Origin of the sequence: Promicromonospora sp. NPDC057138 (genome assembly GCF_042670845.1) — a bacterium.
Taxonomy (GTDB): Bacteria; Actinomycetota; Actinomycetes; order Actinomycetales; family Cellulomonadaceae; genus Promicromonospora.
The window spans coordinates 59,645-73,027 of the sequence record NZ_JBHUUX010000009.1 but is presented as its reverse complement, the minus strand read 5'-3'; the positions used below and the strand labels follow the sequence as shown (position 1 = coordinate 73,027).

Annotated in this window: 14 protein-coding genes; 8 read left to right on the top strand and 6 right to left on the bottom strand. The window is 69.5% G+C overall.

The features are described from left to right. The first annotated feature begins 254 nt into the window (after positions 1 to 254). The 3 genes from ACFT2C_RS08610 to ACFT2C_RS08600 all read left to right on the top strand — a co-directional run bounded on the left by ACFT2C_RS08610 (position 255) and on the right by ACFT2C_RS08600 (position 4,327). Positions 255 to 1,994 carry a cellulase family glycosylhydrolase gene (locus tag ACFT2C_RS08610; protein WP_377206622.1) on the top strand — a complete coding sequence of 580 codons (1,740 nt, stop codon included), beginning with the start codon at positions 255 to 257 and terminating at the stop codon, positions 1,992 to 1,994. Between the two features lie 189 nt (positions 1,995 to 2,183). Further along, a complete protein-coding gene (locus tag ACFT2C_RS08605; protein ID WP_377206621.1) occupies positions 2,184 to 3,371 on the top strand; it encodes a damage-control phosphatase ARMT1 family protein in 1,188 nt (395 codons plus the stop codon). 92 nt (positions 3,372 to 3,463) lie between these two features. Then, complete coding sequence (locus ACFT2C_RS08600) at positions 3,464 to 4,327, top strand: PHP domain-containing protein (protein WP_377206620.1); 864 nt, start codon at positions 3,464 to 3,466, stop codon at positions 4,325 to 4,327. A 77-nt stretch (positions 4,328 to 4,404) separates the two neighbouring features. Here the strand turns inward: ACFT2C_RS08600 and ACFT2C_RS08595 are convergent, their stop codons facing one another. From ACFT2C_RS08595 to ACFT2C_RS08580, 4 genes are all read right to left on the bottom strand, one after another. Further along, positions 4,405 to 4,854, bottom strand: coding sequence for a hypothetical protein (locus ACFT2C_RS08595; protein ID WP_377206619.1), 450 nt, complete (start codon positions 4,852 to 4,854; stop codon positions 4,405 to 4,407). Between the two features lie 291 nt (positions 4,855 to 5,145). Next, a complete protein-coding gene (locus tag ACFT2C_RS08590; protein ID WP_377206618.1) occupies positions 5,146 to 6,096 on the bottom strand; it encodes a phosphotransferase family protein in 951 nt (316 codons plus the stop codon). A gap of 100 nt (positions 6,097 to 6,196) precedes the next feature. Continuing rightward, positions 6,197 to 7,582, bottom strand: a complete 1,386-nt coding sequence (locus ACFT2C_RS08585; protein WP_377206617.1) for an ATP-binding protein — start codon at positions 7,580 to 7,582, stop codon at positions 6,197 to 6,199. After that, on the bottom strand, positions 7,575 to 8,297 hold the full coding sequence (locus ACFT2C_RS08580; protein WP_377206616.1) for a response regulator transcription factor: 723 nt from the start codon (positions 8,295 to 8,297) through the stop codon (positions 7,575 to 7,577). The genes ACFT2C_RS08585 and ACFT2C_RS08580 overlap by 8 nt, the downstream gene beginning before the upstream one ends. A gap of 79 nt (positions 8,298 to 8,376) precedes the next feature. On the opposite strand from ACFT2C_RS08580, the gene ACFT2C_RS08575 reads away from it, so the two are divergent. Next, positions 8,377 to 8,730, top strand: a complete 354-nt coding sequence (locus ACFT2C_RS08575; RefSeq protein ID WP_377206615.1) for a hypothetical protein — start codon at positions 8,377 to 8,379, stop codon at positions 8,728 to 8,730. A gap of 104 nt (positions 8,731 to 8,834) precedes the next feature. After that, entirely contained in the window at positions 8,835 to 9,674 is an 840-nt protein-coding gene (locus ACFT2C_RS08570; protein WP_377206614.1) for a hypothetical protein, read from the top strand. Positions 9,675 to 9,694: 20 nt separating this feature from the next. Here ACFT2C_RS08570 and ACFT2C_RS08565 read toward each other — a convergent pair whose 3' ends face one another. Beyond that, the gene (locus ACFT2C_RS08565; protein ID WP_377206711.1) at positions 9,695 to 10,243 is read right to left on the bottom strand and encodes a YdeI family protein; all 549 of its coding nucleotides are present in this window, start codon (positions 10,241 to 10,243) and stop codon (positions 9,695 to 9,697) included. Between the two features lie 2 nt (positions 10,244 to 10,245). Continuing rightward, positions 10,246 to 10,653, bottom strand: a complete 408-nt coding sequence (locus tag ACFT2C_RS08560) for a VOC family protein (RefSeq protein ID WP_377206613.1) — start codon at positions 10,651 to 10,653, stop codon at positions 10,246 to 10,248. Between the two features lie 101 nt (positions 10,654 to 10,754). Here ACFT2C_RS08560 and ACFT2C_RS08555 point away from each other — a divergent pair, with 101 nt between their 5' ends. From ACFT2C_RS08555 to ACFT2C_RS08545, 3 genes are all read left to right on the top strand, one after another. Then, entirely contained in the window at positions 10,755 to 11,711 is a 957-nt protein-coding gene (locus tag ACFT2C_RS08555) for a helix-turn-helix transcriptional regulator (protein WP_377206612.1), read from the top strand. A 105-nt stretch (positions 11,712 to 11,816) separates the two neighbouring features. Further along, the gene (locus ACFT2C_RS08550) at positions 11,817 to 12,827 is read left to right on the top strand and encodes a TDT family transporter (RefSeq protein ID WP_377206611.1); all 1,011 of its coding nucleotides are present in this window, start codon (positions 11,817 to 11,819) and stop codon (positions 12,825 to 12,827) included. A gap of 89 nt (positions 12,828 to 12,916) precedes the next feature. Continuing rightward, the gene (locus tag ACFT2C_RS08545) at positions 12,917 to 13,375 is read left to right on the top strand and encodes a methylglyoxal synthase (protein WP_377206610.1); all 459 of its coding nucleotides are present in this window, start codon (positions 12,917 to 12,919) and stop codon (positions 13,373 to 13,375) included. Positions 13,376 to 13,383: the final 8 nt, after the last annotated feature.

Here is a 13,383-nt window from a genome sequence, read left to right as displayed (position 1 = left end):
CGCTTCGACGAAATTCGAACCCCGGCCCCGTCGGATCGGTACCGATCCGCCTGGTTCAGTCCACAAACTGGGGGTTGCGCACGTTTGCGCCGAAGCCCTATTTTGTTGAAGCGCTTCGAGGGAGTGGCCCCGTCGAAGCGGATGTTGGGCCGGCCACGATCTGACGAGCAATGCCGCTCATCACCCCAAAGCGCGCTCGACGAGGAGCCAACCGCCCTCATCGAACGCCACCCGTGCGCGAAGAAGGGCATACCGTGAAGAGACCCCCGTGGAAGAAGCTCGTCGCCCTGGCGGCCGGGCTGGCGTTGTCGGCGAGCGTCGCCGGCCCCGCCGGTGCGCAGACGACACCCGAGTCCGCCGACCCGGCGTCGGCGTCGGCGGCGGAGGAGATCGTCGCAGCCATGCAGCCGGGCTGGAACCTCGGCAACACGCTCGACGCCATGTGCTGCAGCCCCGGCGCCGACGAGACCGCGTGGGGCAACCCGCGCGTCGACGACACCTTCTTCAAGGACATCAAGGCCGAGGGCTTCAACTCGGTCCGCATCCCCGTCAGCTGGGGCACCCGCACCGGTCCGGCGCCCGACTACACGATCGAGCCCGCGACCATGGCACGCGTGCAACAGATCGTCGACTACGCCCTCGACGCGGACCTCTACGTCATGATCAACACGCACCACGACTCGTGGCAGTGGATCGAGCACATCGCCGAGCCCGAGCAGCACGACGCGGTCATGGCCCAGTACACCGCCACCTGGGCCCAGATCGCGGACACCTTCAAGGACTACCCGCAGGAGCTGATGTTCGAGCCGGTCAACGAGGTGGGCTTCGGGGGCTGGGGCCCTGGGACGGACAGGGACCACGAGCTCATTGCGGAGCTGAACAGCTCCTTCCATGAAATCGTGCGCGCCTCCGGCGGCAACAACGCCGACCGCCTCCTGGTCCTGCCGACGATCCGCACCGGATCCGACCCGGGCGACATGGACGCCCTCGCCGCCCAGATCGAAGCGCTCGACGACCCGATGCTCGCGGCCACCACGCACAACTACGGCTTCTTTCCCTTCAGCGCCAACCTCGCCGGATACCCGTCCTACAACCAAGAGGTCCAGGACTTCTTGGAGGAAGACTTCCAGCGACAGGTCGACACCTTCGTCTCCCAGGGCATCCCGGTCATCATCGGTGAGTACAGCCTGCACGACAACTACGAGAACAGGGTCGAGCGCGGCGAGGCGCTGAAGTTCTTCGAGCACTTCGGCTACCTGGCCCGCACCTCGGGCATCACGACCATGTGGTGGGACAACGGAAGGCACTACGACCGCTACAAGCGCGAGTGGCGCGACCAGGAGCAGTTCGACTACATCTCCACAGCATGGACGACCCGCTCCGGCACCGCATCTTCGGACAACGTGTTCGTGGACGCCTCGGACAAGATCACCGACCGGTCGGTCACGTTGAACCTCAACGGCCTCGAGTTCGAGAAGGTGAAGTTCGGGACCACCACCCTGCGGGCCGGCAAGGACTACTCGCTGGACGGCACCACGTTGACGATCAAGGCGAAGTTCATCAAGCGCATCCTCGGCGACCGGGAGATCGGCACCAGCGATCAGCTCAAGATCTACTTCTCCGACGGCATGCCCTGGAAGCTCAACTTCATCAGCTCCGAGGATGTCGTCATCGAGGACGCCACCGGAACCAACGCGGGGCTGACGATCCCGACCGCGTTCAACGGCGACCGGCTGGCCATGTTGGAGTCGGTCTACGCCGACGGCACCGCGGCCGGCTCCATCGACTGGACCACGTTCCCGGGGTTCTGGGAGGACTTCCGGCCCGACTACGAGAACGGGACCATCCTGCTGACCAAGCTCTACCTGGACAGCCTCAAGGACGGCGAGCAGGCTTACCTGACGTTCCACTTCTGGAGCGGCCAGACGCTGGAGTACACGGTGACCCGCGACGGCACCGTCGTCACCGGCACCGCCATCACCGGCACCGCCTGACAGACAGCAACCTTCGAGGGTGGGTTCGATCCCACCGCCCGTTCAGAGGAGTGCGGAAGCCCAGGTCAGGATATGTTTCTGACCTGGGCTTCGTGCGTCCTGAGAGGCCCGCACGGCGAGGGCCGTCGTCAGTAGCGCGGGCGGCACAGACCTGCTGAAGTTGAACGACGACGAGCGAGGAGCCAGCAAGTGAGCATCGACCACGACCAGCATCCCCTCCCGGCCGCTGAGGCGATCGTGTCGAACGCGCCCGGCTCGTTCGCCTGGGGTGTGCTGACACGACGGCACCCCGACCTGATCGCGACCGTCCGTCGGCTCGTGCCCTACCCACCCGCGATCCAGGAGTCGCTCGACCAGTTGCTGGTGACCATCGATGGCGCCGTTCCGCCGCTCCCGGCCGGCGCTCACGACCAGGCGGCGTGGCAGGAGTGGGCGGCCCCGTACCTGGGTCGCGGGTGGATCGATGTTCCGTTCCTGTGGGCGGAGTCGTACTTCTACCGTCTCCTGCTGGAGGCCACCGGCTACTTCGGTTCGGGACCCTGGGCGGGGATCGACCCGTTCGCCCCGCAGAAGAACGCGGAGCTCGATACGCCGGACCTTGCTCGCGATCTGGGAGACCTTGACCGTCTCGTCACCGCCTCCGACCAGGCCGGCCTCTCCGCGGCGCTGGCCGCCTCGTTGTGGGGCAACCGGGCAGACCTCGGCTTCCGGATGTCCGACCCGTCCGCCCAGCACAAGGAGCAGGTCGACGAGCTCGTCGCGGACGAATCGGCGGAACTGTGGCGCCTCCTGGGTGCGGGTTCACCGGGCCAGGTGCACCTGGTCGCGGACAACGCCGGCCGAGAGCTGGTCGCCGACCTCGTCCTGACCGACCGCCTCCTGGCGACCGGACGCGCCGCGACGGTGACGCTGCACCTCAAGCCCCACCCCTATTACGTCTCCGACGCCACGACCGCCGACCTGCTCCAGGTGCTTCGCCGCCTGCACGCAGCGGGCGACACCGCCGCCAGTGTCGCCGCCCGACTCACCGCGGCAATCGGCGACGGGCAGCTCCGGGTCCAGGCCCACGCGTTCTGGTGCAGCCCGCTGACCTTCCACGACCTGCCGACCGACCTCGCCTCCGAGCTGGCCGAGGCGACCCTGGTGATCATCAAGGGCGACCTGAACTACCGTCGCCTCGTCGGCGACGCCCACTGGGATCCCACCACCTCGTTCCAGGACCTCACGTCCTACTTCCCCGCCCCGCTGGCCGCACTACGCACCCTCAAGTCCGACGTCGCCGTGGGCGTGGACCCGGACCGCCTCGCGCACCTGGAGGCCACCGCACCCGGATGGCGCACCGACGGCACACACGCCGTCATCCACGTCCGCCCCTAGTCTCGCCGCCCTGACGCCGCGGACGGCGAACCCGCGGGCCTGGCGACTGGGAGAGGCCTTCGCCGACCCGCGGACGGTGGGAGCATCGGCGCATGACATTGCCGGCTGACAGTCATGTGCACAGCGAGTGGTCGTGGGACACGGGCGGCCCGCGGTCCCCCGCCGTCGGACGTATGCGCGCCACCTGCGCCCAGGCCGTGAGGATCGGGCTGCCAGCGCTCTTCTTCACCGAGCACCTCGACATCCCGGACACGTGGCGCGCCGAGCCCGAGGACCTGATGCCCCACCAGCAGGACCTCGTCAGCAGTGCGGGCCGCGTCGACTTCGCGCCGTTCGACGCGGAAGGCTATTTCGATGCCATCGATCGCATGCGGCACGACTTCCCCGACCTCCGGATCCACACCGGAGTGGAATTCGGACAGCCGCACCTCTTCGGTGCTCAGGCCGGGGAGATCGTCGATCTGAGCCTGATCGACCGGGTCCTCGGCTCGCTGCACACCCTCGACCTCGGCGACGGCGCCGCGGAACCGGGCATGCTCTTTCGTGAGCACGATCCGGCGGTCGTCATGCACAGCTATCTGGCGGAGGTCCCCGTCATGGTGCAGCGGTCGGACGCGTTCGACGTCTTCACGCACATCGACTACGCGATCCGGCAATGGCCGACCGCGGCCCTTGGACCGTTCGATCCGCGCCCGTTCGAGGAAGCCTTCAGAGCAGCGATGCGATCGATCGCCGAGAGTGGACGAGCCCTCGAGATGAACACGCGACGACTGTGGCCGTGGATTCCGCAGTGGTGGGCCGAGGAGGGCGGCACGACGGTCAGCATCGGCAGCGACGCCCACACACCCGACGCGATCGCGGCCAACTTTCCCGAAGCCACGGCGATGCTGGAGCACTTCGGGTTCGGACCGGGAAGTGTGGCGGAAGAGTTATGGGCGAGGTCGCGTCCCCGCTAGGGACACGGCTCCTGGGACCACAACCGTAGATCGGGGCCGCGGTTTGCGGTTTCGCGGCCCGATCTACGGTTGTAGTACTAGACGGTCGTGTACCGGTAGGCGGAGGACTCCCAGGTGCCGTCGTAGTTCCGCAAGGTGAGCTGCCATCGGATCTCGTGTCCTTCAGGGAAGTTCTTGTTGCAGGCAGTCCATCCAGCATCGACGCCCTGCTGGTCAAAGCACAGTCCCGCGCGGTCACCGTCCATGTCAGTCCAGGACACGTATGGTCCATGGCCGTCCTTGATGCCGTCCTTGATCCAGATGAGGTCGCCGTACGGCTGGACGCATGCCCCGTAGCGGTCAAAGGATACGCAGTCCTTCGGGTGCGAGGAGTAGGCCCTCGGTTCGGCTTGGTCGTTCTCGTACTCCGCTGCCTGAGCCGCCACGAGCGGCGTCACCACCCCCGGTGCGTCAGCGGCGTCCGCTGATGCCACAGCGGGTGCGGCGGCACCAAGGGTCAGAGCGAGACCGATCAAAGCGGCAGCCACTGCGGCCTTCTTGCGAATGTGCATGAGAGATCAACTCCGAATCGTGAGTGCCTGCGTGGCGGTCAGCCACACCTGGCGGTTGTTCTTGAGCCTGCCTTTCCTGTGGCCCCTGAGCAGCCCCGTAGTCAGGCGCTTTCAGCGGCGATACACAAGGTAGGTAGGCGCGGTTGCAAAAAACTTGTGCGTTGCTTGCAGACCCGTGACACGAAGGAGGGTTTCGTGTGTTCTGAGGAGCTGGAATCGGCGCTGGCCGAGGTTTCCCGCGTCGTTCCTTTGCGTCGGGACGGGTAGTCACGCTGTGGTCATTCGTCTGATGTCGTCCGCGATGCCGGGGAGTGGTTCTGTCTGGCCGATGGAGGCGAACCAGTCCCAGAGCTCCAGGGCGTGGTAGAGCCGATAGATCTCGATGCGATCCTGCGCATCGGACGGAAGGGAACCGTAGCCCTCATGGAAGGCTTGGCCTTTCGCCGGGTCATCGTGGATGGCGTAGTAGTGCGTCTTGGCCAGGTCCATGAGGGGGTCGGCGGCGATGGCGTTCTCGACGTCGATGAAGCCGGTGAGTCTCCAGCCGCTAGCCCCCTTGGCCACCAGCACATTGCCCTCGTGGAAGTCGTTGTGGCAGAGCACGGCGCCCGCGCAGTGCTGGAAGAGCCCGGCCTGCTCGATGAGACGGGACTCCACCGCCGCATGCAGGGCGGGATCACCGCCGAGAGCGGCGAACTCGGCGAGCTTCTTGTCGAACTGCCGCAGCATGTACGCGCTGTTGGTCGGCTCCGGGTCCAGGATGCGCGTGGTGAGATAGCCGAACCCACTCTGCGTGATGCCGTGGAGGGAAGCGAGGCAGGCGCCGAGCTGCCGGTAGATGTTCCGCACCTCGGCGTCGGGCAGATCACGGCTGACCGCGGACAGCGGCGTCCCGTCGATCCTGGTCATGATCGTATAGGCCTGCCCGAGAGGGCTGCCTTCACCTTGGCTGTGGAGAATGCGCGGCACCGGACCAGCGCCATGCTGCTCCAGCAGCCGATAGACGTGGATCTCCTTCTCCTGCTTCCAGCGCCACTGCTCGGCGTAGATCTTGATGATGACCGGCTCGGTCGGCGGCGCGCAGCGGATCTCGAAGACGGTGCACAGCTGTCCGCCTGTGCGCTTGATGACTTCGGTGACCGAGGCGGTCGGGAACACGTGCCGTAGTAGCTCTTCCGCGCTCTCGGCGGTGAGTGTGCTGTGCGGGGTCTCGGGCACACTCGGAACCGTAGGGACATCCGCAGCCGGTGACGAACGATTTTCACGATGGCCGTCGGGAGCGCGACCGAGAGCGGCGCTGACGCGCCCTGGATCGCCCTCACCGTGCCCCTGCGGGCAGGTCGACGACGACCGATGTGGTCCCGTCCCGGCGAACAAGGTAGGTGTTCCCGTCGTGCGCCGCGACGATCTCCTTGACGATGGCCAGGCCGAGCCCCGCGGATCCGTGGGTGCTCACGAAGCGGTCGAACGGGTCCTGGACGGTGAATCCTCGGCCGTGGTCGGTGACGGTCAGCCGCACACGTTCACCATCGAGGCGCACGTCGATCTCGACCGGCGGGGCGCCGTGCCGCAGGGCGTTGTCCACGAGGTTCGAGAGCACCTGGTCAAGTCGCTCCCTGTCCGCGTGCACGACCACGGCGTCGTCGCCCGTCGTAGAGATCGGCCCGGACGCCGATGGCGCAAAGCGCTCGACGACCCGACGAGCGAGCTCGGCCAGATCTACGGGTTCGCGGACGAGGGCGAGTCGGCCCTCGTCGGCCGCGGCGAGCGTGAGCAGGTTCTCGGCCAGGACCGTCAGCCGTGTGGTCTCCTGGCCGACCGAGCGCAGCGCCGCCGACAGCTCCTCGTTCGAACGTGGGCGCGCCAGGGCGAGATCGACCTCGGTGCGCAGCAGGGTCAGGGGCGTGCGTAGCTCGTGGCTCGCCTCGGCGACGAAGCGGCGCTGCCGGTGCAGGCCGTCGTCGAGCCGGTCGAGCATCGCGTTCAGGGTCACCACGAGACGGCGCAGCTCGTCGTGGGCGGGCGGGACGGGCAGGCGTTCGCCGGAGCTGCGGTCGGAGATCCGCGCAGCGCGCTCCCGGACCCGCTCGACGGGCCGCAGCCCGGCCCCTGCCACGAGGTAGCCCAGGGCTCCCGCGACCACGAGCGCCAGCGGCACCCCGGTCACCAGCTGCACCCGCACGGCGTCCAGTGCCTCCTCGATGTCCTCGCGCGACGTCGCCACAGCGACGAGCTGCTGGTCGGCACGGGTCACCAGCAGCACTGCCGGCTCGCGCTCGGCCCGCTGGTCGCCTGCGGCGACCGCGTCGTCATCGAGGACGACGACTACCCGGTCGGCGGACCAGGACCCGCGTGGCGGCAGCGCCGCGAGGTCGGCCGCCGACACCAGCGGGCCGGCCACCAGCGGCGAGGACGCCAGCGGCCGTCCGTCTCCGTCGAGGAGCTGGGCATGGATATCGCCCGTCATGGCCTCCACGCGTGCCACACGCTCGGCCCGAGGCACCGCGACGAGCCCTTCTGCCTGCGCCTCGAGCAGGTCATGAGTCCGTTGTTCCAGCGCATCGGCCACGCGGACCTGGACGAAGACGCCCAGCAGCGTCAGCGCGAGCGCCGCTGCCAGGAGGAACGCGAGGGCCACCCGCAGACGCAGCGGCCAGGCGGCGGGTCGCGCGAGCCGTGCCCAGGGCGGGAGCCGGTCAGCCATCGCCGTCCGCCACAGCCTGGGTCTGGCCGTCCTCGCTGGTGGCGCGGTCCGCGGTGATCCGGTACCCGGTCCCGCGCACGGTCTCGATCGAGTGCCGGCCGTAGGGCCGGTCGATCTTCTCCCGGAGGTAGCGGACGTAGACGTCGACCACGTTGGACGCCACGTCGCTGTCCCAGCCCCAGGCGTGCTCCAGCAGCTCGTCCCGGGTCAGGGCTCGCCCCGGGCGCCGCATGAACGCCTCCAGCAGCGCGAACTCGCGCGCCGAGAGCGTCACCTCCTGGTGTGCGCGCCAGGCGCGCCGCGACGCCGGGTCCAGCCTCAGGTCCCCGACCGTGAGCACGGTCGGGCGAGGAACCTCGCCCCGGCGGGCGACGGCGCGCATCCGGGCGAGCAGCTCGTCGAACGCGAACGGCTTGGCCACGTAGTCGTCGGCGCCGGCGTCCAGCCCCGCGATCCGGTCGGCCACCGCGGTACGTGCGGTGAGCATGACGACCGGGGTCCACACCCGCGCCGTCCGCAGCCGGCGGCAGGTCTCGAACCCGTCCATGCCAGGCAGCCGCACGTCCAGGAGCACGACGTCGTACGCGCCGTCGGCCACCACGGCCAAGGCCTCCTCGCCGGACCCGACGACGTCGGCGACATGACCGTGCTCCGTCAGGCCGCGGGCGACCAGCCGGGCCAGCTTCGCCTCGTCCTCGACCAGCAACGCTCGCACCCTTGTCATGCTACGGACCCGGGATGAGGAGGCGATGAGAGACCGGCTCGGGGCCGGCCGCCCGGCCTACTGTCGAAGCATGAGCACACAACGACACCCGAGGAAGATCGCCGCCACCATCGGCGGCGTCGCGCTGGCCACCGGCGCGGTCACCGGCGTGGCGTTCGCCGCGTCCGGCACTGACGACACCGAGGACCGCACCGAGACCGAACAGGCCATCCCGACCACCGACCTGGACCGCGCGGAAGCGGCAGCCCTGGCTGAGACCGGGGGCGGCACCGTGACCGGGACCGAGGTCGACGACGAGGAGAGCAAGTACGAGGTCGAGGTCACCCTCGACGACGGCGCCCAGGTCGACGTCCAGCTCGACGAGAACTTCGTCGTGGTCGGCACGGAAGCCGACGGCCAGCAGGACGCGGAGGACGAGGGCTGACACGCTGCTCGCGGGGACCATCGTCTGAACCCCGCGAAGAGACGCGCCCGACGTCGGGACCATACGGTCGCGACCGAAGCTGAACGCACGAAAGGCGACGACCGATGACACGCGTCAGGCAACCGTTGCGCTCCGGGCTTGCAGTAGCCGGCCTGCTGGGCGTTCTCAGCCTCGCCTCCGGCTGCGGGCAGGGCACTGGACCGACACCCGCACCGGCCGCGCCGGTCACGGGCGATGCCGCACTGCCGCAATCCAGTGAGCCGGCAGACCTGGATCCCGCCGACTTCACCACCGAGATCGACAACGAGTACTGGCCGATGGTGCCGGGGACGCAGTGGGTCTCCCGGGAGACCGACGAGGAGGGCCAGAAGCTGCGTGTGGTCGTGACCGTCACGAGCGCCACGAAGGCGATCGCCAACGGCGTCACGGCACGGGTCGTCCGGGACAGCGTCACCCAGGACGGCGCGGTCGTCGAGGACACCTTCGACTGGTACGCCCAGGACTCCGACGGGACGATCTGGTACCTCGGAGAGGACACCGCCGAGTTCGAGGACGGCAAGCTCGCCACCACGGAGGGCTCCTTCGAGGCAGGGAAGGACGGCGCCCTGGCCGGCGTCATCCTGCCGGCCGACCCCGCCGTCGGGATGGCGTACCGGCAGGAGTACCTCAAGGGCGAGGCGGAGGACAACGGCGCGGTGCTCAGCCTCGACGAGCAGGCCGAGGTCCCCGCCGGGCACTACGACCGGGCGCTGCTGACCAAGGACACGAGCACCATCGAGCCCGACGTGCTCGAGTACAAGCTCTACGCCCCCGGCGTCGGCCCGGTGCTCGCCCTCGGCGTCTCCGGCGACCGCGGCCGTGAGGAGCTCCTCGAGGTCCGCACCGTGCCCGCGGACGTGGCTCGGGCGGCCGGGAGCACTGCGCTCGGCGAGAGCTACGACTGACGGGACCGTGCCCGACGACGCTAGGCGCTCCCCAGCTCGGCGAGGACCCGCGCCACGATCTGTTCGCGGCTCCGCGGGGTGGGCGCCTTGAGCAGCGGGAGGAACAGGGCGTACTGCTCGGACCTGCCCAGGCTGTCGAAGGCGGCCTGCGCCGCAGGATGTGCGGTGAGCGCGGCGGCGAGCTCAGCGGGGACCGCCGCGGTGCGCTGCGGCTCGTAGGCCCTGTCCCAGCGACCGTCGGCGCGCGCCGCCTCGATCTGGGCGAGCCCGGCCGGGCGCATGCGCCCGGCCGCGATTAGTGCCTCGGCCTTGGCACGGTTGACCTTCGACCACGGGCTGCGGGGCCGCCGGGGTGAGTACCGCTGCAGGAACGAGTCCCCGTCGAGGCCCTGCCGCCGTCCGTCGATCCAGCCGAAGCAGAGGGCGCCGTCGAGCGCGTCGCCGATCCGGATCACCTCGAGCGGCGAGCGCAGCTTGGCGATCCGCAGCCAGGCCTCGCCGTCGTCCCCGTGATGTGCCTCCAGCCATGCCTCCCAGGCGCCGACGTCGGCGAGCTCGAGGACCTCCATCGTCACGCGCCCCGCTCCGTCGTAGCGAGCATGTCGAGGTAGTGGCGGTTGAACATGACGCCGACGATGTTCCCGAACGGGTCGACCATCGACGCCGTCACGAAGCCCGGACCGCGCTCCATCCTGGGCTCGTACTCCGTGGCGCCCATGGACGCCATGCGCGCGATCGTGGCGTCGAGATCGTCGACGTGCCAGTAGACGATCTCGCCGCTGGGCGCGGCTCCGACGTCGTGCCGGGCGTAGTCGCCCTGGATCAGCCCGAGCTCGTGCTGGTGGTCGCCGACGCGGAACTCGGCGTAGCCGCCGGGGACCTCGAAGTAGGGCTCGACGCCGAGCAGCTCGGTGTACCAGGCCTTCGCGGCGTCGAGGTCGGCGGCGAAGTAGCTGACGGTGGTGAGTCCTCGCAACATGGTCTGCTCCTTGTTCGGTTCTCTGCTGTGTTCCTCTGTGTTCTTCAGGGTAGGAGGCCTTGCGGAACATTACGTTCCGCAAAGCATGCGAGGCTTGAACGATGTTGGAGACCTCGGTGCGGCTGCTGCACCTGCTGGCGCTCATGCAGACCCGGCGCGACTGGACCGGCGCGGGCCTCGCCGAGCGGCTCGGCGTCACCACCCGGACCGTCCGCAACGACGTCGAACGGCTGCGCACCCTCGGCTACCGGGTCCGCTCGACCACCGGCCACGCCGGCGGCTACCGCCTGGAGGCCGGGAACGACCTGCCGCCCCTCCTGCTCGACGACGACGAGGCGGTCGCCGTGGCCCTCGGCCTGGTCGCGGCGGCCTCCGGCTCGGTCTCGGGCATCGAGGAGACGTCGCTGCGGGCGCTGCTGAAGCTGGAGCAGACGATGCCGTCCCGGCTGCGGCACCGCGTCGACGTCCTGCGTTCGGCGACCGTCACCGCGGCGGCCGGCGGCCCGACCGTGGACGCCGCGACCCTGACCACGATCGCGGACGCCGCGCGCCGCCACGAGCAGCTGCGGTTCGACTACCTCGACCGCGACGGCGAGGCGACCAGGCGGCGGGCCGAGCCGCACCGCCTCGTCCACACCGGACGGCGCTGGTACCTGCTGGCCTGGGACGTCGACCGCCAGGACTGGCGCACCTTCCGGGCCGACCGAGTCAGACCCGTGACGCCCAACGGCCCCCGGTTCGAGCCGAAGGAGCCGCCGGAGGACGCGCTGACCCACGTCCTCGGCGGCATCGGCTCGCGTGCGTGGCGCTACCAGGCGCGGATCCGCCTGGCCGCGAGCGCTGAGGCAGCCTCCGAGCGGCTCCCCGCGGGCAGCGGGCTGCTGACCCCGTTGGACGACGGCGGCTGCCTCTGGGAGACCGGCAGCGACTCGCTGATCGATCTCGCGGCCTACCTCGCCCGCCTCGACCTCGACTTCACGGTGGAGAGCCCGCCGGAGCTCCGGGCCTGCCTGGAGCGCCTGGCGGCGCGCTTCACCGCGGCGGTGGCCGGGAGCTGAGCGCGCGCCCTCTCCGACAGGCCGAGCTTGCACGAGGAAACCGATCGGTTTATCTTGTGGCAGACCCGGGTTTCCCGGCGACGGCCAGGCTCCAGGAGAGAAGGAATGACCTCAACCCTCAGCCCGGCGGGCGAAGCCCTGGGCGTGGCGGCTCCGGTGCGGCAGACCCTCCCGCTGGACGTCTTCGGGATTGCACTCGGGCTTGCCGGCCTCGGCGGCGCCTGGGCGGCCGCGGCGCAGCTTCTCGGCGCGCCCCGCTGGCCCGCGGAGCTGGCCTTCGCCGCGAGCGCCGGGTTCTGGGTCGTCTTCACCGCCGTCTACCTGGCGCAGAGCCTGCGCCGGCCCGGCAAGATCCGTAGCGACATCGAGCATCCGGTATCCGGGCCTTTCATCGCCTTCATTCCCCTCGTCGCGGTCCTGCTGGCACAGCACTACGCGGAGTACGCGCCCGACGCCGGCCGGTGGGTGGTCCTCGCCTTCGTCGCGCTCCTCGCCGTCATCGCGGCGCGGCTCGCGGCGCACTGGATCACCGGCGGGCTCGGCGGCGCCGAGGCGCTGCACGGCGGGTACTTCCTCCCCGTCGTCGCCGGCCCTTTCATCGGCAGCATCGGTCTCACCGCGGTGGGTCTGCACGAGCTGGCCCTGTACGCCTTCGGCGCCGGCCTCTTCTTCTGGCTGACTCTCGGGACCGGGGTGATGTATCGCCATATCGGGGGTGGTCAGATGCCGGACTCGATGACACCTACGCTGACCGCGTTCCTGGCGGCAGCGGCCACGGGCTCGATCGCGTGGCTCGTCGCTCATCCGGGATCCGGGCCGCTGAACACTCCGCAGAGCCTCCTGACCGGCGTGCTCTTCATCATGCTCTTCGTCCAGGTTGCCCTCATCGGCAGGTACCGGCGGATCCCGTTCGGGATGCAGTACTGGGTCTTCACCTTCCCGGTGGCGTCGACGTCGAACTATCTGGTCCGGTGGCTCGGGCGGACCGACGTCGACGCGTGGCAGGTGTGGGCGTGGGCGGTTCTCGGGGTCGCTACCGCGTTCATCTGCGCCATAGCGGTCGGCTCCATCGGGCTGCTGCTTCGGGGTGCGGTCACCCGGGCGCGCAGGCGGTGACAAGCGGCTCGCTTGCCCTGATACTTCAGGTACGACGCTTGCGACGGGGCGGGTGACGATCCCCCGCCCCACCGTCAACGGAGGTTCCCATGAACCCGACGATCAAGCAGCGCCACATCGCCCTGGTCGCCCACGACAACATGAAGGTCGAGCTGCTGCGCTGGGCCGACTACAACCGCGGCACGCTGGCCGAGCACCAGCTCTACGCGACCGGCACCACCGGCACGATGCTCGAGTTCGAGCTCGGCCTGCCGGTCCACCGCTTCCTGTCCGGGCCGGTCGGCGGAGACCAGCAGATCGGCGCCCGGATCGCCGAGGGCAGCCTCGACATGCTGATCTTCTTCTGGGACCCGCTCGAGGCCCAGCCGCACGACCCGGACGTCAAGGCGCTGCTGCGCATCGGCGCCGTCTGGAACGTCCCCATGGCCTGCAACGTCGCCACCGCCGACATGATCATCTCGTCCCCGCTGCTCTCGAACGACTACGAGCACCGCCGTCCCGACCTCACGCCCCGCGACTGGGACCGGACGGCCGAGGTCCCTGCCTGAGCTGCCGA